Origin of the sequence: Raineyella sp. (genome assembly GCF_034933565.1) — a bacterium.
Lineage (GTDB): Bacteria > Actinomycetota > Actinomycetes > Propionibacteriales > Propionibacteriaceae > Raineyella.
In genome coordinates, this window is record NZ_JAYFNG010000023.1 from 21,391 (window position 1) to 41,897 (window position 20,507).

The window sequence follows — 20,507 nt, forward strand, 5'->3', positions numbered from 1 at the left end:
GTGACCGGCGGTGTAGTATCCGCCTCCACAGCCGAACAGCTTCTCGATGAGCTGGGGGTCGCACCCGACCCCCAGCTTCTTGAGTTGGCCCTGACCCATCGGTCGTACGCGTACGAACACGGTCGGATCCCGACGAACGAACGGCTCGAATTCCTGGGGGATTCCGTGCTGGGCGTTGTCGTGACCGAGCACATCTTCGCGACGTACCCCGATCTCGCCGAGGGCCGGCTGGCGAAGCTGCGGGCGGCGGTCGTCTCCACCCAGGCCCTTGCCCGGGTGGCCCGGACGCTCGGTGTCGGTGACCTGCTGCGCCTCGGGCGCGGTGAGCTCACCACCGGTGGCCGGGACAAGGACTCGTTGCTGGCCGATGCGATGGAAGCGATCATCGGGGCGGTCCACGTCCAGTACGGCATCGACGGGGCCCGGACGTTCGTCCACCATGTCCTCGACGACCTGATCGCCGAAGCGGCCACGATGGGCGCCGGGCTCGACTGGAAGACGTCGCTGCAGGAGATCGCCGCCGATCTCGGGTCGGACTCGCCGACCTATGAGGTCACCTCGGCCGGTCCCGACCATGACAAGCGGTTCACCGCGTACGTCCGGGTGGGTGACCAGCATTTCGGCCCCGGCACCGGCCGGTCGAAGAAGTACGCCGAGCAGGAGGCCGCCGAGACGGCCTACCGGGCCCTCCATGCGGAACGTGCAGCGGCGGAACGTGCAGCAGCCGAGTCCGCGGCGGACACCCGGCCGGACCTCGACGCCCGCCCTGCGGCCACCACCGCCGACGGTGCCTGAGCTTCCCGAGGTCGAGGTCGTGCGGCGCGGACTTGCGCCGCACCTCGTCGGCCGTACGCTCACCGGGGTGGAGGTGCTCCATCCCCGGCCGGTGCGCCGTCATCTCGCCGGACCGCAGGACTTCGCCGCCCGGCTGGTGGGGCGTACGTTCCTCGAGCCGGTCCGACGCGGCAAGTACCTGTGGCTGCCGCTCGACTCGGGCGAGGCGATCCTCACCCACCTGGGGATGAGCGGCCAGTTCCGGATCGACGCACCGGGATCACCCGATCAGGCCCACGTCCGGGTCCGGTTCTCTTTCGACGAGGGGCCGGAGGTCCGGTTCTGCGACCAGCGGATGTTCGGCGGTCTGCTGGTCAGTGAGGCCGACGGTGGGGTCCCACCCGAGATCGCCCACATCGCCCCCGACCCGTTCGAGGAGACATACGACCCGGCGTCGGTGGTGCGGACGATCCGTCGGCGCCGGACCGGCATCAAGCGGGCCCTGTTGGACCAGACCGTCGTCTCGGGCATCGGCAACATCTACGCCGACGAGGCGCTCTGGCTGGCCCGCGTGCACTACGCGCAGGCGACCGACAGCATCGCCGCCACCCGGGTTCACGCACTCCTCGACGCCGTGCGTACGATCATGGGGCGAGCACTCGACCAGGGCGGGACGTCGTTCGACAGCCTGTACGTCAACGTGAACGGGGAGAGCGGCTACTTCGACCGCTCCCTCAACGCGTACGGCCAGGAGGACCTGCCCTGCCCCCGGTGCGGCGCGCCGATCCGCAGAGAGGCGTTCATGAACCGTTCATCGTTCCGCTGCCCACGTTGTCAGCGGCTGCCCAGGCACCGTCGCTGAGCCGATCCCACCCCGCCCCGACCTCGGACCGTTCCCCACCGTCGACCGATAGGCCTGCACCGCCGTGACCACCAGACCCCCCGCACCCAGCGCGTCCGGAACCCACCAGAAGTCGTTCGCGGCCACGTACGGGCACACCATCCGGCAGTTCTTCAAGTTCGGTCTCGTCGGCGGTTCCGGTGTGCTGGTCAACCTGCTGGTGGTGATCATCTGCAAGAAGATCTACCCCCACTACGAGATGGCCCTGCTCAACCTGTTCGGCACGCGGTGGAGCATCCGGCTCTACCATCTGTACGCGACCGTGGCCTTCCTCATCGCGAACACCTGGAACTACCAGCTGAACCGGATGTGGACCTTCCGGTCCCGCCATCACGGTGGCTGGTGGCGCGGGTTCTTCCCGTTCCTCGCCGCGGGCCTGGCCGCCTTCGTGGTCAATGTCATCGTGCAGACCCTGATGATCAACCCGACCTCCCCGATCGCGTTGCCGCGCGATGTGTTCGACGACTCGAACGGCTTCCGGACCCTGCTCTACTGGGCCACGCTGATCGGCACCCTGGTCGCCACCCCGTTCAACTTCGTGCTCAGCAAGCTGTGGGTGTTCGCCGGTGTCCGGGCCAAGAATGTCCGGGCCAAGCAGTCCGACGGTACCGATGAGCGACCGGCCGAGTAGGCTGACGACGTCGGTGCTTGTCAGAGCACTGATCCTGGGCCGGACGGTGGACCTCACCGCGGCCGTACCTGAATCCTGACGACCGCGCCCGCGGTCCGACCACCACACCGGGGCCTGACCGGCCACACTCGAGACCGCAGCACGGGGAGGCACTGCCATGGGAATCGTCGTCATCGCGGTGGTGGTCGCGCTCGTCCTGGCCGTGGTGATCGCCGGCGTCGTCGTCGTGGGTATGCGTGGCGGCCTGCCCGAGGTCTCCGAAAAGGCGCCCGACCTCGCCGGCGGGTTCGAATGGGCCGCGCGCCAGCTGAGCGGTGAGGCCGAACCGTCCCCGCGGATGGCGGGCTTCGAGCGCACCCTCGCCCGCCGGCGCCGGGCCGACGGATCCGCCGACCCGGACGGCACCCGGCCGACGCAGCCGGACACCGAGGCCACCCCGGGCCGGGGCCCGGGAGCCGGTGACCTGCCCTTCGGCGCCCGGCCCGGCCCGGACGGACGTACGCCACCGCGCGGCAGCGACCTGCCGACGACCGGCGACTTCGGCGCCTGAGGCGCTCCCCGCCGCCACCGGCCCGCCCACCACCGGTGATCCGCCACCCGGGGTGGTCCTGACCCGGCCATCCTCCTCCGGCCACCGGCACCCGGTCCCCGGCACCATCGGAGCGGTCCCCACACGGTCGCATGACAAGATGGGGACGTGTTCGTCCTCGCGATACCCAGCGTGCTGGTCACGCCCATCATCGTCAGCATCATCGTCGCGGTCCTGCTGATCGCCGGTGTCATCGCCGTCGCGGCCTCGCAGAAGAGGCTCCCACCGGGCGCCGATCGTCGTCAGGTCGGCCGCGGCTCGGCGCCGTCGGTCGGGCAGCAGCCCACCGGCGGGGTCACCACCGAGGAACGGCCCGCCGCCGGGGAGCCCCCTGCCGGGCCCACCGCAACCGCCGAGGCGCCGAGCGCCGAGGTGCCTGCTGAGGGACCGGTCACCGAGCCGGAGGCGGCCGCCGAGGCCCCCGCCGGCGAACCGCTGATCAGCACCCCCGAGGTCGAGATCCCGCTCGAGGTGCCCGAACCACCGCGGACCCGGATGGCCCGGCTGCGGGCCCGCCTGGCCGGGTCGAACAACGCGCTCGCCCGCGGCCTGTTGATGCTGCTGTCCAGCGACAACCTCGACGAGGAGACCTGGGAGGACTTCGAGGACACCCTGCTCACCTCCGACATGGGTGTCGGCCCCACTACCGAGCTGGTCGAGAAGCTCCGCACCCGGCTGCGCGTCGAGGGCATCTCCGAGCCGGCCCGGGCCGGGGCGGCCCTCCGCGAGGAGCTCGTCGCGCTGGTCGACCCGACCCTGGACCGCGACCTGCACGTCGACCGCACCGGGGCGACCCCGGCGGTGGTGATGGTGGTCGGCGTCAACGTCACCGGCAAGACCACCACCTGCGGCAAGCTGGCCCGCGTCCTCGTCGCCGAGGACAAGGACGTGCTGCTCGGCGCCGCCGACACCTTCCGGGCTGCGGCGGCCGACCAGCTGGAGACCTGGGGCGGGCGCGTCGGGGTGCCCACCGTCCGCGGCGCGGAGGGAGCGGATCCCGCCTCGGTCGCCTTCGACGCCGTCACCGCCGGCATCGAGCAGGAGGTCGATGTCGTGCTGGTCGACACCGCCGGCCGGCTGCACACCAAGACCGGCCTGATGGACGAGCTCGGCAAGATCAAGCGGGTGATCGAGAAGAAGGCGCCGGTCAGCGAGGTGCTGCTCGTCCTCGACGCGACCACCGGCCAGAACGGTCTCACCCAGGCCCGGGTGTTCGCCCAGGAGATCGGCATCACCGGCATCGTGCTCACCAAGCTCGACGGCTCGGCCAAGGGCGGCATCGTCATCCAGGTCCAGCGAGAGCTGGGCGTCCCGGTCAAGCTGATCGGACTGGGGGAGGGCGTGGACGACCTCGCCCCCTTCGACCCCGCGACCTTCGTGGACGCCCTGCTGGAGCCGGCGCGCCCTTGACCCGTCGGGCGTACGCCGGGGTCGTACGTACGCCCGTACGTCTCGGACACCCGTACGCCCGTACGTCCCGGACACCCGTACGCCCCGGGGCGGCACGGGTGCGGGGAGGGTCCCAGGGGTGGGTATCCTGGGACGTCAGGTGCGCCGGGACATCGGCTCGTCCGTACGTCCACCCGGCTGCGGAGCCTCCGCCCGGCCCATCCCTGACCGACGACCATCGCGCTGAGTGAACCCGAGGACCATCTTGTTCGACACCCTGCAGGACCGCCTGGCCGCGACCTTCAAGAACCTGCGCGGCAAAGGCCGGCTGACCGACGCCGACATCGACGCCACTGCCCGCGAGATCCGCATCGCGCTGCTCGAGGCCGACGTCAACCTCGCCGTGGTGAAGGAATTCGTCAATGCGGTCAAGGTCAAGGCCCGCAACGCCGAGGTCTCCCAGGCGCTGAACCCTTCCCAGCAGATCGTCAAGATCGTCAACGAGGAGCTCACCGAGATCCTCGGTGGGCAGACCCGGACCATCCGGTTCGCCAAGCAGCCGCCGACGGTGATCATGCTCGCCGGCCTCCAGGGCGCCGGCAAGACGACCCTGGCCGGCAAGCTGGCCACCTGGCTGAAGCGGGAGGGCCACACGCCGCTGCTGGTCGCCGCCGACCTGCAGCGCCCCAACGCGGTCAACCAGCTGCAGGTGGTCGGTGAGCGTGCCGGGGTGCACGTCTACGCCCCGCAGCCCGGCAACGGGGTGGGCGACCCGGTGCAGGTCGCGCGCGACTCCCTCGAGGAGGCCCGACGCAAGTTGTACGACGTGGTCGTGGTCGACACCGCCGGCCGCCTCGGTATCGATGCCGAGATGATGCAGCAGGCCGCCGACATCCGTGCGGCGGTCCGGCCCGACGAGGTGCTCTTCGTCGTCGACGCGATGATCGGTCAGGACGCCGTCAACACGGCCAACGCCTTCCAGGAGGGTGTCGGTTTCGACGGGGTCGTGCTGACCAAGCTGGACGGTGACGCCCGTGGTGGCGCGGCGCTGTCGATCCGCAAGGTCACCGGCAAGCCGATCATGTTCGCCTCCAACGGCGAGAAGGTGGCGGACTTCGATGTCTTCCATCCCGACCGGATGGCCTCGCGCATCCTTGGGATGGGCGACGTCCTCACCCTGATCGAGCAGGCCGAGCGGACCTTCGACGCGGAGCAGTCCGCGAAGGCCGCCGCGAAGCTGGCCGGCTCGAAGGGTGGCAAGGAATTCGGCCTGCAGGACTTCCTCGACCAGATGAAGGCCGTCCGGAAGATGGGCCCGCTGTCCAAGGTCTTCGGGATGCTGCCCGGCATGGGGGATCTGAAGAGCCAGATCGAGAACATCGACGAGAAGGAGATCGACCGGGTCGAGGCGATCATCCTGTCGATGACCCCGGCCGAGCGGTCCGACGTGAGCATCCTCAACGGTTCCCGCCGGGCCCGCATCGCCAAGGGCTGTGGGGTCACCGTCACCGAGGTCAACAACCTGGTCAACCGGTTCGTGGAGGCCCGCAAGATGATGGCCTCGATGGCCGGTGGCGCCATGGGCGGCATGCCGGGGATGCCCGGACTGCCGGGGGCGCCGAAGGCCGCCCGGCAGCAGGCGAGGAAGCAGAAGAAGAAGGGGAACAAGGTCTCCGGCAACCCCGCGAAGCGGGCCTCCGGCCCGACGGCCGAGCAGCCGGACCAGGCCGCGGCCTCGGCCTTCGGCGCCGGGGTCCCGGACGGTGCCGACCTGGAGCGGGCGATGAAGGACTTCCAGCTCTCGCCCGATCTGCAGAAGATGTTCGACCAGCAGCACCGACCCTGACCCTCGAGCGGCTGACAGTGGCCGGTCGGTCCGCCAGACTGGGGGCGACCCAGGAGGTGCCATGACCGACCCCGACACGGCCGTCGCCCGTACGTCCCCGGACCGCTCGCACGGACCGGGGGCGTTCGTCCACTCCCACGACGGTGGGATCCCGCACATCCACAGCCACCGGCACGGCCGGGTGCCGGCCGACGATCTGTCGGCACCCGCCCCCGATCTGCACCTGCACGGCGTGCTGCTGCCCGGAGACGAGCCGGTCGACCTGTGGATCAGCGAGGGACGGTTCGTCGAGGGTCCCCTCTCGGGTGCGCGGACCGTCGCCCGCGACGTCTGGCTCCTCCCAGGGCTGGTCGACGCCCACTGCCATGTCGGGCTGGACGCCCACGGCGCGGTCGACCACGAGACCTCCGAACACCAGGCGCTGGCCGACCGGGAGGCCGGGACCCTGCTGATCCGCGACGCCGGGTCGCCGGCCGACACGCACTGGATCGACGACCGCGAGGACCTGCCACGGATCATCCGCGCCGGCCGGCACATCGCCCGACCCAAGCGCTACATCCGCAACTATGCCCAGGAGGTCGACCCCGAGGACCTGGTGGCCGCGGTCGAGCAGCAGGTCGCCGCCGGCGACGGCTGGGTCAAGCTGGTCGGGGACTGGATCGACCGTGGCACCGGTGACCTCGCCCCGCTGTGGTCCCAGCAGGTGGCCGCCGAGGCGATCGATCGGGCGCACCGGCTCGGGGCCCGGGTCACCGCCCACTGCTTCGCCGAGCAGTCGGTCGCCGAGCTGGTGGAGAGCGGCATCGACGGCATCGAGCACGGCACCGGGATCACCGACGAGGTGGTCGACCTGATGGCCGAGAACCAGGTGGCACTGGTGCCGACCATGGTCAACCTCGAGACCTTCCCGGCCATCGCCGAGGCGGGGGAGGCGAAGTTCCCGGTGTACGCGGCGCACATGCGTGACCTGCACGCGCGACGTTTCGAGACGATCGGCAAGGCCAAGGAGGCCGGCGTGCCGATCTACGCCGGGACCGACGCCGGCGGCAGCCTGCCGCACGGGCTGATCGGACAGGAGATCGAGTTGCTGGCCAGGGTCGGTGGCCTCGAGTGGGCGCTGGGCGCAGCCTCCTGGCGGGGCCGGGCCTGGCTCGGGGTGCCGGGCGTGGAGCCGGGGGCCTCCGCCGACGTCGTGGTGTACGACACCGATCCGCGCCGGGACCCGGGAGCGGTGCGCCACCCCCGGCTGGTCGTCCTGCGCGGTCGGGTGTACCCCGGCGACCGGGACGCCTGAGCCGGGCCGGGCCGCGATTTCCCCGACCCCGACGATCCGTGGCACAATGGCGCCTGCATCTGTGTGCTCGGACCCCTCTCATGCCGAGGCGCACGGATCCACCCGGGCCGCGGAGCCGGTGACCCCACGCCGATCCTCGTCCCATCCGACATCCCCGGGGCGTTCCGGGACATTCGTACAGGAGTATCCACACACGTGGCTGTCAAGATTCGACTGAAGCGGCTCGGCAAGATCCGCACCCCGCACTACCGCGTCGTCATCATGGACTCGCGTTCCAAGCGTGATGGTCGCGCCATCGAGGAGATCGGGCAGTACCACCCGAAGAACGACCCCTCGATCATCGAGATCGACTCCGAGCGCGCCCAGTACTGGCTCGGTGTGGGTGCCCAGCCGACCGAGGCCGTCGTGGCGCTGCTCAAGCGCACCGGTGACTGGCAGCAGTTCACCGGCGACACCTCCGTGCCGTCCGGCGTGACCCCGCAGGCCGAGCGCCCCGACAAGACCGCGATCTTCAACGCCCAGCTGGCCGACGCCAAGGGCGAGCCCCTGGTCGAGGCCTTCTCGGCGAAGAAGGCGGAGGCCAAGGAGGCCCCTGCGGCCGCCGGGACCTCCGAGGACGAGGCCGCCGACGAGGCCGAGGCCTGATCGTGCTCGCCGAGGCCCTCGAACACCTGGTCCGGGGCATCGTGCCGCATCCCGACGACGTCCACGTCAAGGACAAGAACCTTCGTCGTGGACGCCTGCTCGAGGTGCACGTGCACCCCGATGACATCGGCAAGGTGATCGGGCGCCGTGGGCGTACCGCCACCGCGCTGCGTACCGTGATCGGTGCCCTGGCCGGACGGGAGTCCGTCCGGGTCGATTTCGCCGATATCGATCGGCCCCGGGGGAACGGCCGCCGCTGACGGCGGTCGCGTCCCGGGACGACGACATCCGTGCCCCGCAGTCTGTCGGCTGCGGGGCACGACCATTCCCAGGCTCGAGAGGAACCCATGAGCGACAGCACCACCGTCGTGGTCGGCAGGATCGGCAAACCCCACGGCATCCGCGGTGAGGTGACCGTCGAGTTGCGTACGGACGAACCCGAGCGCCGGTTCGCCGTGGGCGAACGACTGGTCGTGGAGGGCACCGGACGTACGCTGACCGTGACCGCCACCCACTGGCACCAGAGCCGACTGCTGGTGCTGTTCGAGGAACTGCCCGATCGGACCGCCGTCGAGGCCGCCCGTGGCTGGATGCTGACCGCCGAGGTCGACCAGGCGGAGCTGCCGGCGGAGAAGGACTCCTACTACGACCGGCAACTGATCGGCCTGACGGCGCTCACCGCAGCGGGCGAGCGGGCGGGCACGGTCGAGTTCGTTGTGCACCTGCCCGCCCAGGACCTGCTGGAGATCTCCACACCGGCGGGGACCAGACTGGTGCCGTTCGTCGCGGCGCTGGTCCCCGCGGTCGACCTGGCGGCCGGGACACTGACCCTGGCTGACGTGCCCGGGCTGCTCACCGACCTGGAGACCGAGGGCGATGGCGCCGATGCATGAGCCGCCGGTCCAGGCCGAACCGACCCAACGGATCGACGTCGTGTCGATCTTCCCCGACTACTTCGCCCCGCTGCGGTTGTCCCTGGTCGGCAAGGCGGTGGCGTCCGGGCTGCTGGCGGTCGGCGTGCACGACCTGCGCGACTGGACCCACGACCGTCATCGCACCGTCGACGACACCCCGTACGGCGGGGGAGCGGGGATGGTGATGAAGCCGGAGCCGTGGGGCGAGGCGTTCGACGCGCTGGTGGCCCCGCAGGCGCCGCCGATCCTGGTCGTCCCCACCCCGTCCGGGGTGCCGTTCACCCAGGCGCTGGCCCAGGAGTGGTCCCGTGAGCCGCATCTGCTCTTCGCCTGCGGCCGCTACGAGGGCATCGATGCCCGGGTGACGGACTACGCCCGTACGCTCATGCCGGTGCGCGAGGTGAGCCTGGGCGACTACGTGCTGAACGGTGGCGAGGTCGCCGTCCTGGCGATGATCGAGGCGGTCGTCCGGCTCATCCCCGGAGTGATCGGCAACCCCGACAGCCTGGTGGAGGAGTCGTACGCGGAGGGGCAGGACGGGCTGCTGGAGTACCCGGTCTACACCAAACCGTCGAGCTGGCGCGGACTCGAGGTGCCACCGGTGCTGCTGTCCGGCGACCACGGCCGGGTGGACGCCTGGCGCCGGGCGCAGTCCCTGGAACGCACCCGCCGGCGCCGCCCGGACCTGCTGCCCGGGGTCGGGGGGACCGACACCGTCGCAGGCAGCGGAGCCAGCGGGGAGACCGGTACGGTCGCCGGCACCGGCACCGGCACCGGCACCGGCACGGAGACCGGCACCGGCGCCCCGGCCTGAACCTGCGGACACGAATCCCGCAGGGGTACTTTCGGCAGCGGTCCGTCCGACGGGACGGCCGCCGTCCGGCGCGCCCTGCCACGGCGGGTAGATCACCGACTCCATCACAGTTTTGGCCCTGCCTCGCACCGGGGTCAGTGGGGTGCTCTATGGTATTGGCCGTGGCGACAGCAACTCTCACAACCAAGCAGCGAGCAGCGCGCTCCACTGTTGTGTGGAAGGCAGTGATGGCAATCACAGGCCTCCTCATGGTGGGCTTCCTGCTCTTTCACATGTACGGCAACCTGAAGCTCTTTGCGGGCCAGGAAGCCTATGACACCTACGCGCATCACCTGCGCACCATGCTCGAGCCGATCCTGGCCAACCGTGGCTTCCTCTGGATCGTCCGTGTCGTGATGCTCGCCGGAGTCGTGCTGCACATCGTGTCCGCGATCGTGGTGACCCGGAAGTCCTGGGCCGCCGTCGGCGGCATCGGCAAGCGTTACGAGTCGGGCAAGAACAGCAGCGGCATGCAGCGCACGTACGCGTCGCGCACGATGCGCTGGGGCGGCGTCATCATCTTCCTCTTCGTCGTGGCGCACATCCTGCACTTCACTGCGACGAAGCTGCGGACCGAGGCCATCATGCAGTCCTCCCCGTACGCTCGCGTCGTGGCCGGCTTCGAGCAGTGGTGGGTCTGGCTGTTCTACGTGATCGCCCTGACCGCCGTGCTGCTGCACCTGCGGCACGGGATCTGGAGCGCCTTCACCACCATCGGCCTGCACGTCGGCCCGTCGGCCCGTTACAACCTCAACGCGCTGGCCTGGATCGTTGCGGGTGTGCTGTGGGTCGGCTTCCTGGCCCCGGTCACGTGGATCCTGATCACCCAGCCGGCGATCCCGACCATGGGCGCCTGAGGAGGACGACGCTATGACCACGACAACTCCTGAGTCCCTCTGGCTCGAGGGCAACGACATCCATGACACCAAGGCGCCGCTCGACAGCCCCATCGAGAAGATGTGGGACCAGCGGAAGTTCAACGCCAAGCTGGTGAACCCGTCCAACCGTCGCAAGATGCACATCATCATCGTCGGCACCGGGCTGGCGGGCGGCGCCGCTGCCGCCTCGCTGGGCGAGATGGGCTACAACGTCCTGAACTTCTGCTACCAGGACAGCCCGCGGCGTGCGCATTCCATCGCCGCGCAGGGTGGCATCAACGCGGCGAAGAACTACCGCAACGACGGTGACTCCACCTACCGCCTCTTCTACGACACCGTCAAGGGCGGCGACTACCGCGCCCGCGAGACGAACAGCTACCGCCTCGCCCAGGTGTCGGCGAACATCATCGACCAGTGCGTCGCGCAGGGCGTGCCGTTCGCCCGCGAGTACGGTGGTCTGCTCGACAACCGCTCGTTCGGTGGCGTGCAGGTCTCGCGTACGTTCTACGCCCGCGGCCAGACGGGCCAGCAGCTGCTGATCGGCGCCTACCAGGCGCTGGAGCGTCAGGTCGCCGCCGGCACCGTGACGATGTACGCACGCCACGAGATGCAGGACGTCATCATCGCCGACGGCCGCGCCCGCGGCATCGTCGTGCGCAACATGATCACCGGCGCGATCGAGACCTACTACGCCGACGTGGTCATCCTGGCCACCGGCGGCTACGGCAACGTCTTCTTCCTGTCGACGAACGCCATGGGCTCCAACGTGACCGCCGCCTGGCGGGCGCACAAGCGCGGTGCCTACTTCGGCAACCCCTGCTACACGCAGATCCACCCGACGTGCATCCCGCAGCACGGCGACTACCAGTCGAAGCTGACGCTGATGTCGGAGTCGCTGCGCAACGACGGCCGCATCTGGGTGCCCAAGAAGGCCGAGGACTGTGAGAAGGACCCGCGCCAGATCGCCGAGGAGGACCGCGACTACTACCTGGAGCGGATCTACCCGGCGTTCGGCAACCTGGTCCCGCGTGACATCGCGTCGCGCCAGGCCAAGTACCGCTGCGACGAGGGCCGCGGTGTCGGCCCGGCGATCGAGGAGGTGGACCAGCAGACCGGTGAGAAGGTGGTCCGCCGCCGTGGTGTCTACCTCGACTTCAGCGAGGCCATCGGTCGGATGGGCCGCAAGGCCGTCGAGGCCAAGTACGGCAACCTGTTCGACATGTACGCCCAGATCACCGGTGAGAACCCGTACGAGACCCCGATGCGGATCTACCCCGCCGTCCACTACACCATGGGCGGCCTCTGGGTGGACTACGACCTGGAGACCTCGATCCCGGGCCTGTTCTGCGCCGGCGAGGCCAACTTCTCCGACCAGGGAGCCAACCGCCTCGGCGCGTCCGCGCTGATGCAGGGTCTGGGGGACGGCTACTTCGTGCTGCCGACGACCATCCCGAACTACCTCGCGGGGGCGCCGTACGACGCCATCGACGACTCCCACCCGGCGGCCCAGGAGGCCATCGCCGCGGTCAAGGAGCGCACCGAGAAGCTGCTCTCCATCCAGGGTTCCCGTACGGTCGACAGCATCCACAAGGAGCTCGGCCACATCATGTGGGAGTACTGCGGGATGGAGCGCACCGAGCAGGGCCTGATCAAGGCCATCGGCCTGATCCGCGACCTGAAGGCGGACTTCTGGCAGAACGTGAAGGTCACCGGTGAGGGCGCCGGCCTCAACCAGGCGCTCGAGCGCGCCCTGCGTGTGATCGACTTCATCGAGCTCGGTGAGCTGATGTGTATCGACGCCCTGCAGCGTCGGGAGTCGTGTGGTGGCCACTTCCGTGCGGAGTCCCGCACGGAGGACGGCGAGGCACTCCGCCACGACGACCAGTTCCTCTATGTCTCCGCGTGGGAGGCTGCCGGCCGGGACGGGAAGCCGGTCCTGCACCGTGAGCAGCTGGTCTACAACAACATCGAGCTGAAGACACGGAGCTACAAGTGAACGTCACGTTGCGCGTATGGCGCCAGAAGGATGCCCGTAGCAAGGGCAAGATGGTCGACTACAAGCTGCAGGACATCGACGAGCACATGTCGTTCCTGGAGATGCTCGATGTCCTCAACGAGCAGCTCACGGAGAACGGCGAGGAGCCGGTGGCCTTCGACTCCGACTGCCGCGAGGGCATCTGCGGCATGTGTGGTGTCGTGATCAACGGCATCCCGCACGGGCGTGGTCAGACCACCTACCAGACCACCACCTGCCAGCTCCACATGCGGGAGTTCAAGGACGGCGACGTCATCGACGTCGAGCCGTGGCGGGCCACGGCCTTCCCGGTGATCAAGGACCTGGTCGTCGACCGCACCGCGTTCGACCGCATCATCCAGGCCGGGGGCTACATCTCCGCCCCGACCGGCACCGCTCCGGAGGCCCACTCCACCCCGGTGCCGAAGGCCGATGCCGACCGTGCGTTCGACGCGGCCACCTGCATCGGCTGCGGTGCCTGTGTCGCCGCCTGCCCCAACGGCTCGGCGATGCTGTTCACCGCGGCCAAGATCACCCATCTGGGCTCCCTCCCGCAGGGTCAGCCGGAGCGTCGCTCCCGCGCGCTCGGGATGGTCGCCCAGCAGGACGCGGAGGGCTTCGGCAACTGCACCAACATCGGTGAGTGCAGCGCCGTCTGCCCGAAGGGCATCCCGCTGCAGTTCATCTCCCGTCTCAACCGCGACCTCTGGGGCGCGCTGTCGACGGTGGACGGCAAGCACCTGGGCTGACCCCGGTCCGCCTGACACCGGCCCTCGTCCCGCAGCCGCGGGGCGAGGGCCGGTGGCGTCTAGGGTGGGCACATGCGGATCGCTCTCGCCCAGGTGTCCTCCGGCCTGGACCCCGCGGCCAACCTCACCCTGGTGGGCGAGTGGACGGCCCGCGCCGCGGTCGCCGGTGCCGACCTGGTGGTGTTCCCCGAGGCGACGATGAAGGCCTTCGGGCATTCCCTCAGGGGAGTGGCCGAGGAGCTCGACGGCCCGTGGGCCCGGCAGGTGGCGGCGTATGCGGATCGCGCGGACATCGTCGTGATGGCGGGCATGTTCACCCCCGGTGAACCTGAGCCGAGCGGACCCGAAGGGCCGAGCCGCAACGCGGGCCGGGCGCGGGTCCGCAACACACTGCTGGTCACCGGCCGGGGCATCCACGACGGCTACGACAAGGTGCACCTGTTCGACGCCTTCGGCTTCCGGGAGTCCCGGACGGTCGCCCCCGGCGAGGCGCCCTGCCTGGTCAGCGTCCCGTCCCGGGACGGTGGGGGAGCCCTGGTCGGGCTGTCGATCTGCTACGACGTCCGGTTCCCCGCCCTCTACACCGCCCTCGCCGCCGCCGGGGCGACGGTGCACGTGGTGCCGGCCTCCTGGCAGGACGGTCCCGGCAAGCTGGAGCAGTGGCGGCTTGCCTGCCGTGCCCGGGCCCTCGACACCACGAGCTGGGTGCTCGCCTGCGGCCAGGCGGTGCCGGCCGGTGCGACGCCGGGGGTCTCCACCGGCGCCCCGACCGGGGTCGGCCATTCGATGGTCGTCGATCCCAGCGGGGAGGTCATCGCCGAGCTCGGCGCCACCGCCGACCTGCTGGTCGTCGAGATCGATCCCGACCGGGCGCTGCGCGCCCGTACCGAGCTGCCGGTCCTCGCCAATCGGGTCATCGACCTGCCCCGGGTGCGCCGCCTCGCCTGAGACCTGCTGCGGCTGTCGTAGGACGAGCGGTCGGCCGGGTGCGTGGAGGGCCTGCTGTGAGTGGTTGGTCGGGTGCGAGTCGTTGGCCTGCGGCGAATGGTTGAGTCCTGGTTGATCGGGTGTGAGTGGCCCAGGGCCCGGTGAGCGACCGGCCCGGCGCCGGTGGCTCGTCCGGTGTGGGCCGGGATTTGAGGGCTCTCACCGGTCTGTGGCAGAATGCTCAGCTGTTGCCCGTACGTTCATGACTCCTGCCACAGGGGGATCGCTCGTGACGTGGGGGTCGTCATCCATCCTGACTGCAAGGTGGCCTGTGGCACCGGCGAGGACAACACCATGAGCAAGCTGATTGCTGCGGTCGACGCCGCATCCCTCCGTGACGACATCCCGGACTTCCGTCCCGGCGACTCCGTCAAGGTCCACGTCAAGGTCGTCGAGGGCAACCGTTCCCGCGTCCAGGTCTTCGCCGGCGTCGTGATCGCCCGCGCCGGTGGCGGTCTCCAGGAGACCTTCACCGCCCGCAAGGTGAGCTTCGGGGTGGGCGTGGAGCGTACGTTCCCCGTGCACAGCCCGATCATCGAGAAGATCGAGGTCGACCGTCGCGGCGATGTCCGTCGCGCCAAGCTGTACTACCTGCGCGATCGTCGCGGCAAGGCCGCCAAGATCAAGGAGAAGCGCACCAACTGACGCGTTGCTTCGGCAGATTCCGATCCCGGGCGTACGATCGCGATGACCTCTCGTCTGCGCCCGGGAAAGGAAACCGACCACCGTGGACACATCCCGGGAATTTCCCCCCACCACGGGGCAACGGATCTGGCGGGCCGTCAAGGAGGCCTTCATCATCCTTGTGGGCGCCGTGGTGGTCTCCTCGGTGCTCCAGCACTTCGTGGGACAGATGTTCATCATCCCGTCGGGATCGATGGAGAACACCCTGGAGGTCGGTGACCGGGTCGTCGCCCAGAAGATCTCCCACGTCGAGCGGGGCGACATCGTCGTCTTCCGTGATTCGGGCGGATGGCTCGGCCCCAACCCGATGGTCAAGCGTGGCCCGGTGGGCCAGGCCCTCGAGTTCGTCGGTGTCCTGCCCGACACCTCCCAGAACTACCTGATCAAGCGTGTCGTCGGCATGCCGGGCGACACCGTCGCCTGCTGCGACGCCGTCGGACACCTCACCGTCAACGGCCGGTCCGTGGACGAGAAGGCCTATCTGTACCGCTCGGAGTCCGGCGAGCAGGTCGCCGCCTCCGACATCCGGTTCACGGTCGTCGTTCCCGCCGGGCGGATCTTCGTGATGGGCGACCACCGCAACGCCAGCGCCGATTCGCGCTGTCACCTTGCCGACGTGGTGCCCGGTGAGCCGCAGGGTGCGGATGCCTTCGTGCCCCTGACCGATGTGGCAGGGGTGGGGTGGGCCATCTTCGCCCCGTTCAATCGCACCACCCTCCTCCAGAAGTCCGCGGGACTCGCCGCGGTCCCGCCCGCCACCACGGCTGCGCCGCAGCAGGCGACGATCGAACCGGCGGGCGTCAGCTGCTGATGAGCCCCACCGCGCCCTCGGCCACCCCGGACCTCTATGCGTACGAACGCGCCCTCGTCGCGCGGGGACTCGGCCCGGTCGCCGGGGCGGACGAGGCCGGACGCGGCGCCTGCGCCGGCCCGCTGGTGGCCGCAGCCGTCGTCCTCGACGACGCGCCCGGAGCGGAGATCCCCGGGCTGCGCGATTCCAAGCTGATGACGCCGCACCAGCGGGACGTGGCGTACGACCTGATCGTGGAGCGCGCACTCGCCTGGGCGGTCGTGGAGATCCCCTCGACCGAGTGTGACCGTCGGGGGATCCAGCCGTCGAACCTCGAAGCGTTGCGGCGGGCCCTGCTCCGCCTGGACGTGCCGGCGCACTATTGCCTCACCGACGGGTTCGCGGTCGACGGCCTGGGCGTCCCCGGGCTGGCGCTGTGGAAGGGCGATCGGGTGGCAGCCTGTGTCGCCGCCGCCTCGGTGCTGGCGAAGGTGAGCCGGGACCGCGTCATGGTGGCGATGGACGAGGACTACCCGGGCTACGGCTTCGCCCAGCACAAGGGCTACTCGACCCGCGCTCACCAGGAGGCGCTCGAGGAGCTGGGGCCCTGCCCTCAGCACCGGATGCGCTATGACAACGTGATCCGCGCGGCTAGGCTGGCTGCGAGATGAGCACCGAGGACCTGGAACAGTACGAGAGCGACCTCGAACTGCAGTTGTACAAGGAGTACAAGGCAGTCGTCGAGATCTTCACCTATGCCGTGGAGACGGAGCGCCGGTTCTATCTGTGCAACGCCGTGGACCTCAAGGTGCGCACCGAGGGCGGCGATGTCTATTACGAGGTCTCGATGGCCGACGCGTGGGTGTGGGACATGTATCGGCCTGCCCGGTTCGTCAAGAGCGCCAAGGTACTGACGTTCCGGGACGTGTCGATCGAGGAGATCGACCACTCCGACCTCAGTGTGCCGCGTCCCTGAGCCGGGTCGCGCTCCGGTGGCCCGCCCCGCAGCTCGCCAGTGCGTGCCGGTGAGCCCGGGTCCGCGTGAGGATGCCCGGACCGGTGCCCGTTGTGGCCGGTCCTGTCCACAGCCGGATCCGTCCTTCGCCCGGCTGTCCACAGCAGCCGACGGATCGGTCTCCCGGCGCTGACCGCGCACCACCCTCCCTTCGGAGGTGGTCGGCATGGATCAGCAACGTACGCAGCAGCGCCGCGCCCTGGCCGTCGCCGGGGAGGACCTGGCGGTGGAGGCCCTGGAGGACGCCGGGTTGGTCGTCCTGGCACGGAACTGGCGGTGCCGGGCAGGTGAGGTCGATGTGTTCGCCGTCGAGGCGTCCCCGCAGGGTCCGGTGCTCGTCGTGTGCGAGGTGAAGACGCGGGTCGGCTACGACTTCGGCGACCCGCTGGAGGCGATCACCCCGCTCAAGGTGTCCCGGATGCGGGCGGTCACCCGCGCCTTCCTCGCCGAGCAGCACCACGGGTACGTCCGGGTGCGGTTCGACGCGATCGGCATCGTGATCACTGGCGACAGGCCGGTCCGGATCACCCATGTGGCGGGTGTCGCATGACCTCCCGCCGTGGGGCGGAGGCGTCGGCCACGGCCCTGCCGGTGCGCACCGACGTCAGCCTGCCACCCGGCCGGGCGCCGGCGCGTCCCCGCACCGCGACAGCACGGTCGATCGCGTTGGTCGGCATGGACGGCCAGGAGATCGAGGTGGAGGCGATGATCGCCCCCGGACTGCCGCGGACCGTCCTGGTCGGGCTCCCGGATGCGGCGGTGTACGAGGCGAGGGACCGCTGCCGGGCGGCAGTGGCGGCGACCGGGCTGGAATGGCCGCGCACCGCACTGACGATCAATCTGACCCCCGCAAGCCTTCCCAAGGCGGGCTCGCAGTACGACATCGCCATCGCGGCGGCCGTGCTGGCGGCCGGTGGGGTGGTGCCCGAGGACGCCGTCCGACGGGTCATCCTGCTGGGTGAGCTGGGGCTGGAGGGCAGGGTCCGACGGGTCCGCGGTGTCCTGCCGGCGGTGCTGGCCGCGAAGGCACGGGGCTACCGTTCGGTCGTCGTCCCTGCGGGGCAGCGCACCGAGGCTGCTCTGGTCGAGGGCATGCAGGTGCACACCGTGGCGAGTCTGGGCGAGCTGGTGTCGTTCCTCCGGGGGGAAGCCCCCACGCTCCACCGCGCGGTGCCGGAGAGCGGCGGGGCCGACGATCCGGACGCCCACGGGCCCGAGGATCCGACGACGGGGCCGGCCGGTGTCGGTGAGGATGCCCTGCCGGACTTCGCCGATGTCGTCGGCCAGGGGCAGGCGCGGTTGGCGGCGGAGGTCGCCGCCGCAGGCCGGCACCATCTGATGCTCAGCGGACCGCCGGGGGTCGGCAAGACCCTCATCGCGTCCCGCCTGCCGGGGATCCTGCCGGAGCTCTCGGTCACCGAGGCACTGGAGGTGGCCGCCCTGGCATCGCTGATCGGTGAGCCGGTGGGCGGGTTGCGACGCAGACCCCCGCTGTCGGCTCCGCACCATGCCTGCAGCGTCGCGGCCATGGTCGGTGGAGGTGCCAAGCTCGCCCGCCCGGGCGCGGTGTCACGGGCGCACGGCGGGATCCTGTTCCTGGACGAGGCCGCCGAATTCGGGCCCGTGGTGCTGGATGCGTTGCGGACACCGCTGGAGGCCGGCGAGGTCACCTTGTCCCGGGCACATGGCGAGGTGCGCTATCCGGCACGCTTTCAGCTCGTGATGGCGACGAACCCGTGCCCGTGCGGGTACTTCGGGGTGTCGGGGAAGGACTGCACGTGTCCGCCCAGCGTCGTCCATCGCTATCGCGGCAGGATCTCCGGCCCGCTGCGTGACCGGGTCGACATCACGGTGATGATGAAGCCTCCGCCGTCCGCGTACCTCGCTCTGGGGGCCCGGCTCCCGACGCCCGAGTCCTCGGCGATGATCGCCGCTCGGGTCGCCCTTGCCCGCGACCGGCAGCAGCGACGGCTGGCCGGGACCGGATGGACCACCAACGGGGCGGTCCCAGGGTCCTATCTGCGCAACCATCTGCCGCTGCCGCAGACCACCCATCTGCTCGACACGGAGATCCTGCAGGGCAGGCTGAGCAATCGCGGCGTCGAGCGGACCCTGCGGCTCGCCTGGACGGTGGCGGACCTGGAGGGGCACGACGTTCCGACCGCGGCGGACCTGGGCCTGGCACTGGCCCTTCGCCGCGGCGAGACCCACCTGCTGCCCGGAGGAGGGCGATCATGAGCACACCACCGGATCTGAGGTGGACGGCCGAACGCAGGGCCCGACTCGCCTTGGCGCATGTTGTCGAGCCGGGGGACCCGGGCATGTGGCGCACCGTCGCAACCCTCGGGGCCCAGGCCGCCTGGGCGGAGCTCAGGGCGCCCGGTTCGCGCAGCCGGTGGGCACGCCGGGCGGTGGTCTTCGACACCGACGCCGCGATCCTGCGCACCGAACGGACCGGGGCACGTTTCGTCATCCCGGGCGACCCGGAGTGGCCCGAACAGCTGGGTGTGCTCGCCGCCTGCGAACCGGTCCAGGAGCGGATGGGCGTTCCGGTGGGCCTGTGGGTCCGAGGCTCGGGCGACCTGGCGGAGCTCGCCCGGGCCTCGGTTGCGATCGTGGGTGCGCGGGCGTCGACATCGTACGGCGAGCACGTGGCACTGGAGCTGTCCCATGAGCTCGTCGAGGCCGGAATGCCGGTCATCTCAGGGGCGGCGTACGGGATCGACGCGGCGGCCCACCGCGGGGCCCTCGCGACGCGTGACGGCGCCGGCGACGCGGTCACCGCAGCAGTGCTGGCGTGCGGCATCGACCAGGTCTACCCGGCGGCGCATGCGGGGCTCTACGAGGCGGTCACCGGGCGCGGGATCCTGGTGACCGAGCTGGCCCCGGGCGAGCATCCGACGCGACTGCGCTTCCTGAGTCGCAACAGGCTGATCGCGGCGCTGTCGCGCGGCACCGTCATCGTCGAGGCCGCCTACCGTTCCGGGGCCCGTAACACCGTCACCTGGGCGTCGGCCTGTGGGCGCCCGGTGATGGCCGTTCCCGGCCCGGTGACCTCGACACTGTCCACGACTCCCAACCGACTCCTCCGCGACCACGAGGCGGAGCTGGTGTCGAGCCACGAGGACATCCTCGCGATCCTGTCCCCGGTGGGCCAGGACACCCTGATCGGGCACCAGGAGCCGCCGACGCCGGTGGACCTGCTGGGGGAGGCGGAGACGATCGTGTTGGAGGCGCTGCCCGGGCGTGGGACGACAGGGGTGGACGAGCTGTCAGTCAGAGCTGCCCTACCGGTCCGGCAGTGCCTGGTCGAGCTCGAATCGTTGGCCGCCAAGGGACTGGCCAGGGAGCAGGAACCTGGCCTCTGGCAGCTGACCCGCCGCCACCTGGGTCGGCGGGCATGAGCCTCGGGACGACCGGAAGCCTCGCGGGGAGCAGAGATGCCCCCGTCGCGGGGGCGACAGGGGCATCGGATGTCCTGCATGCGGTGGACCCGGGCTGCTCCACGGCACCGGGCGTGACCTGCCGCCAGGCGATGGTCAGCTCGGTGGGGG

At 70.4% G+C, this 20,507-nt stretch carries 22 protein-coding genes; all 22 read left to right on the forward strand.

Annotated features, from left to right (window positions below):
* The 22 genes from rnc to VB059_RS07645 all read left to right on the forward strand — a co-directional run bounded on the left by rnc (nucleotide 1) and on the right by VB059_RS07645 (nucleotide 20,357).
* Nucleotides 1-795, forward strand: coding sequence for a ribonuclease III (gene rnc / locus VB059_RS07540; protein WP_323421405.1), 795 nt, complete (start codon nucleotides 1-3; stop codon nucleotides 793-795).
* On the forward strand, nucleotides 788-1,636 hold the full coding sequence (mutM, locus tag VB059_RS07545; protein WP_323421406.1) for a bifunctional DNA-formamidopyrimidine glycosylase/DNA-(apurinic or apyrimidinic site) lyase: 849 nt from the start codon (nucleotides 788-790) through the stop codon (nucleotides 1,634-1,636). The genes rnc and mutM overlap by 8 nt, the downstream gene beginning before the upstream one ends.
* A gap of 64 nt (nucleotides 1,637-1,700) precedes the next feature.
* Nucleotides 1,701-2,306, forward strand: a complete 606-nt coding sequence (locus tag VB059_RS07550) for a GtrA family protein (RefSeq protein WP_323421407.1) — start codon at nucleotides 1,701-1,703, stop codon at nucleotides 2,304-2,306.
* A gap of 157 nt (nucleotides 2,307-2,463) precedes the next feature.
* On the forward strand, nucleotides 2,464-2,856 hold the full coding sequence (locus VB059_RS07555; protein ID WP_323421408.1) for a hypothetical protein: 393 nt from the start codon (nucleotides 2,464-2,466) through the stop codon (nucleotides 2,854-2,856).
* A gap of 147 nt (nucleotides 2,857-3,003) precedes the next feature.
* Nucleotides 3,004-4,305, forward strand: a complete 1,302-nt coding sequence (gene ftsY, locus VB059_RS07560) for a signal recognition particle-docking protein FtsY (protein ID WP_323421409.1) — start codon at nucleotides 3,004-3,006, stop codon at nucleotides 4,303-4,305.
* A 244-nt stretch (nucleotides 4,306-4,549) separates the two neighbouring features.
* The gene (gene ffh, locus VB059_RS07565; protein WP_323421410.1) at nucleotides 4,550-6,130 is read left to right on the forward strand and encodes a signal recognition particle protein; all 1,581 of its coding nucleotides are present in this window, start codon (nucleotides 4,550-4,552) and stop codon (nucleotides 6,128-6,130) included.
* Nucleotides 6,131-6,191: 61 nt separating this feature from the next.
* On the forward strand, nucleotides 6,192-7,424 hold the full coding sequence (locus VB059_RS07570; protein WP_323421411.1) for an amidohydrolase family protein: 1,233 nt from the start codon (nucleotides 6,192-6,194) through the stop codon (nucleotides 7,422-7,424).
* Between the two features lie 195 nt (nucleotides 7,425-7,619).
* Nucleotides 7,620-8,069: a 30S ribosomal protein S16 gene (rpsP, locus tag VB059_RS07575; RefSeq protein ID WP_323421412.1), complete on the forward strand. Its 450-nt coding sequence runs from the start codon at nucleotides 7,620-7,622 to the stop codon at nucleotides 8,067-8,069.
* A gap of 2 nt (nucleotides 8,070-8,071) precedes the next feature.
* Complete coding sequence (locus VB059_RS07580) at nucleotides 8,072-8,329, forward strand: RNA-binding protein (protein ID WP_323421413.1); 258 nt, start codon at nucleotides 8,072-8,074, stop codon at nucleotides 8,327-8,329.
* A gap of 87 nt (nucleotides 8,330-8,416) precedes the next feature.
* Nucleotides 8,417-8,962 (forward strand): ribosome maturation factor RimM, encoded by a 546-nt coding sequence (gene rimM / locus VB059_RS07585; protein WP_323421414.1) that lies wholly within the window; start codon nucleotides 8,417-8,419, stop codon nucleotides 8,960-8,962.
* Nucleotides 8,955-9,797, forward strand: a complete 843-nt coding sequence (trmD, locus tag VB059_RS07590) for a tRNA (guanosine(37)-N1)-methyltransferase TrmD (RefSeq protein ID WP_323421466.1) — start codon at nucleotides 8,955-8,957, stop codon at nucleotides 9,795-9,797. The genes rimM and trmD overlap by 8 nt, the downstream gene beginning before the upstream one ends.
* Before the next feature lie 149 nt (nucleotides 9,798-9,946).
* Complete coding sequence (locus VB059_RS07595) at nucleotides 9,947-10,693, forward strand: succinate dehydrogenase cytochrome b subunit (RefSeq protein ID WP_323421415.1); 747 nt, start codon at nucleotides 9,947-9,949, stop codon at nucleotides 10,691-10,693.
* Between the two features lie 13 nt (nucleotides 10,694-10,706).
* Nucleotides 10,707-12,710 carry a fumarate reductase/succinate dehydrogenase flavoprotein subunit gene (locus tag VB059_RS07600; protein WP_323421416.1) on the forward strand — a complete coding sequence of 668 codons (2,004 nt, stop codon included), beginning with the start codon at nucleotides 10,707-10,709 and terminating at the stop codon, nucleotides 12,708-12,710.
* Complete coding sequence (locus VB059_RS07605; protein WP_323421417.1) at nucleotides 12,707-13,477, forward strand: succinate dehydrogenase/fumarate reductase iron-sulfur subunit; 771 nt, start codon at nucleotides 12,707-12,709, stop codon at nucleotides 13,475-13,477. Before VB059_RS07600 ends, VB059_RS07605 begins: the two co-directional genes overlap by 4 nt.
* 72 nt (nucleotides 13,478-13,549) lie before the next feature.
* Nucleotides 13,550-14,425 (forward strand): carbon-nitrogen hydrolase family protein, encoded by an 876-nt coding sequence (locus VB059_RS07610; protein WP_323421418.1) that lies wholly within the window; start codon nucleotides 13,550-13,552, stop codon nucleotides 14,423-14,425.
* 333 nt (nucleotides 14,426-14,758) lie between these two features.
* The gene (rplS, locus tag VB059_RS07615) at nucleotides 14,759-15,109 is read left to right on the forward strand and encodes a 50S ribosomal protein L19 (protein ID WP_323421419.1); all 351 of its coding nucleotides are present in this window, start codon (nucleotides 14,759-14,761) and stop codon (nucleotides 15,107-15,109) included.
* Between the two features lie 82 nt (nucleotides 15,110-15,191).
* Nucleotides 15,192-15,959, forward strand: a complete 768-nt coding sequence (gene lepB / locus VB059_RS07620) for a signal peptidase I (RefSeq protein ID WP_416339521.1) — start codon at nucleotides 15,192-15,194, stop codon at nucleotides 15,957-15,959.
* Nucleotides 15,959-16,609 carry a ribonuclease HII gene (locus VB059_RS07625; protein WP_323421420.1) on the forward strand — a complete coding sequence of 217 codons (651 nt, stop codon included), beginning with the start codon at nucleotides 15,959-15,961 and terminating at the stop codon, nucleotides 16,607-16,609. The genes lepB and VB059_RS07625 overlap by 1 nt, the downstream gene beginning before the upstream one ends.
* Nucleotides 16,606-16,914, forward strand: a complete 309-nt coding sequence (locus VB059_RS07630; RefSeq protein ID WP_153573430.1) for a DUF2469 domain-containing protein — start codon at nucleotides 16,606-16,608, stop codon at nucleotides 16,912-16,914. The genes VB059_RS07625 and VB059_RS07630 overlap by 4 nt, the downstream gene beginning before the upstream one ends.
* 205 nt (nucleotides 16,915-17,119) lie before the next feature.
* Nucleotides 17,120-17,503, forward strand: coding sequence for a YraN family protein (locus tag VB059_RS07635; RefSeq protein ID WP_323421421.1), 384 nt, complete (start codon nucleotides 17,120-17,122; stop codon nucleotides 17,501-17,503).
* Nucleotides 17,500-19,191, forward strand: coding sequence for a YifB family Mg chelatase-like AAA ATPase (locus VB059_RS07640; protein WP_323421422.1), 1,692 nt, complete (start codon nucleotides 17,500-17,502; stop codon nucleotides 19,189-19,191). Before VB059_RS07635 ends, VB059_RS07640 begins: the two co-directional genes overlap by 4 nt.
* The gene (locus VB059_RS07645) at nucleotides 19,188-20,357 is read left to right on the forward strand and encodes a DNA-processing protein DprA (protein ID WP_323421423.1); all 1,170 of its coding nucleotides are present in this window, start codon (nucleotides 19,188-19,190) and stop codon (nucleotides 20,355-20,357) included. The genes VB059_RS07640 and VB059_RS07645 overlap by 4 nt, the downstream gene beginning before the upstream one ends.
* Nucleotides 20,358-20,507 lie beyond the last annotated feature (150 nt).

Bases quoted from the DNA above. Each gene is read 5' to 3' on its own strand.
- VB059_RS07555 (WP_323421408.1), top strand. From the start codon at position 2,464: ATGGGAATCGTCGTCATCGCGGTGGTGGTCGCGCTCGTCCTGGCCGTG.
- VB059_RS07570 (WP_323421411.1), top strand. From the start codon at position 6,192: ATGACCGACCCCGACACGGCCGTCGCCCGTACGTCCCCGGACCGCTCG.
- rimM (WP_323421414.1), top strand. From the start codon at position 8,417: ATGAGCGACAGCACCACCGTCGTGGTCGGCAGGATCGGCAAACCCCAC.
- trmD (WP_323421466.1), top strand. From the start codon at position 8,955: ATGCATGAGCCGCCGGTCCAGGCCGAACCGACCCAACGGATCGACGTC.
- VB059_RS07595 (WP_323421415.1), top strand. From the start codon at position 9,947: ATGGTATTGGCCGTGGCGACAGCAACTCTCACAACCAAGCAGCGAGCA.
- VB059_RS07600 (WP_323421416.1), top strand. From the start codon at position 10,707: ATGACCACGACAACTCCTGAGTCCCTCTGGCTCGAGGGCAACGACATC.
- VB059_RS07610 (WP_323421418.1), top strand. From the start codon at position 13,550: ATGCGGATCGCTCTCGCCCAGGTGTCCTCCGGCCTGGACCCCGCGGCC.
- rplS (WP_323421419.1), top strand. From the start codon at position 14,759: ATGAGCAAGCTGATTGCTGCGGTCGACGCCGCATCCCTCCGTGACGAC.
- VB059_RS07625 (WP_323421420.1), top strand. From the start codon at position 15,959: ATGAGCCCCACCGCGCCCTCGGCCACCCCGGACCTCTATGCGTACGAA.
- VB059_RS07630 (WP_153573430.1), top strand. From the start codon at position 16,606: ATGAGCACCGAGGACCTGGAACAGTACGAGAGCGACCTCGAACTGCAG.
- VB059_RS07635 (WP_323421421.1), top strand. From the start codon at position 17,120: ATGGATCAGCAACGTACGCAGCAGCGCCGCGCCCTGGCCGTCGCCGGG.
- VB059_RS07640 (WP_323421422.1), top strand. From the start codon at position 17,500: ATGACCTCCCGCCGTGGGGCGGAGGCGTCGGCCACGGCCCTGCCGGTG.
- VB059_RS07645 (WP_323421423.1), top strand. From the start codon at position 19,188: ATGAGCACACCACCGGATCTGAGGTGGACGGCCGAACGCAGGGCCCGA.